Annotated in this window: 1 protein-coding gene; it reads left to right on the top strand. The window is 61.3% G+C overall.

Features of this window, described 5'->3' with window-relative positions:
* Positions 1-121 precede the first annotated feature (121 nt).
* Positions 122-1,257, top strand: a 1,136-nt coding sequence (locus E3T43_RS11490; RefSeq protein WP_134472555.1) for an IS1380 family transposase, incomplete at its 3' end; no start/stop codon positions are given.

The raw sequence follows: 1,257 nt of genomic DNA, 5'->3' as shown, positions 1-1,257 counted from the left end.
CCTGAATCCACCGGTTGACCTTGAGGTTTTGACGGCGCGTTAAACCGAGAATGCCCCTCTGACCAGCTAAAATAGTTGTTATCTAGACAAGCTATTCAACGCTCAGGGAGACATCTCGTAGATGCAACTTTCTCACACTCACCGGTCCTTATCTGCATCGTTCGACGACCCCAACCTCGTGTCGTCAGCCGGACTGGTCCCCACGATGGCACTGGCTGCAAAAACGGGCCTCGGCTCCCTGATCGATGAGTGGGTGAAACTGCCCGGATACTTCGGCGCGAACGCCGGCCTGAAAACGCTGGCACTGGTCGCAGGAATGCTCACCGGCGCCGACTCCATCGACGATATGGCCGTGCTCAGGCACGGCGCCCTCCGGAAATTGTTCACCGGAACCTATGCGCCCTCGACCCTGGGATCGTTCCTGCGCGCCTTCGCTTTCGGCCATGTCCGCCAGCTCGACGCCGCCGCGTCCCGGTGGCTGCAGAACCTCGCCACCGCCACACCGATCGTGACCGGTATCGACGACCTCGCCCTGGTCGATATCGACGACACCATCAGAGAAGTGCACGGCTACAAGAAGCAAGGCGCCGGGTTTGGCTACTCAGGAGTTCGCGGCCTCAACGCCCTGCTCGCCATCGTCAGCACCGGATCAGCCGCTCCGATCATCGTCAGCTCCCGGCTACGAAAAGGCCCCACAAACTCCGCCCGCGGCGCAAAGAAATTCGTCTCCGACACCCTCGCGACCGTGAAACGGCTGCGCAGCCCAACCGCGAAAGGAATGCTGCTCCTACGAGCCGACAGCGCCTACTACGTCAGCGCCGTCATCAAAGCTGCCCTCCGCGCCGGCGCGATGGTTTCGATCACGGCACGCCTGAATTCACTGGTGAAAGCGGGTATCAGCACCATCCCCGACACCGCCTGGACCCCGATCAAATACACCAATGCGATCTTCGACGACGCCACCGGGCGGTGGATCTCCGACGCGGAAGTCGCCGAGATCCCCTTCACCGCGTTCGGCTCCAAGAAGAAGAGCGAACAAATCCCTGGACGCCTCGTCGTGCGCCGCATCCCGGAACTGAACAAGACCGTCGCCGCCGGGCAAGGCACCCTTTTCGACCTGTTCCGCTTCCACGCATTCTTCACCACCAGCACACTCAACACCGTTGACGCCGACAAAACCCACCGCCACCACGCGATCATCGAAAATTTGAACGCCGACATGAAAGCGTCGGCGATGGCGCACTTCCCGTCCGGCGT

It is taken from the genome of Cryobacterium sp. Hh7, assembly GCF_004403155.1.
In the GTDB taxonomy this organism is placed as follows: domain Bacteria; phylum Actinomycetota; class Actinomycetes; order Actinomycetales; family Microbacteriaceae; genus Cryobacterium; species Cryobacterium levicorallinum.
This window is presented reverse-complemented; position numbering and strand designations above follow the sequence as displayed.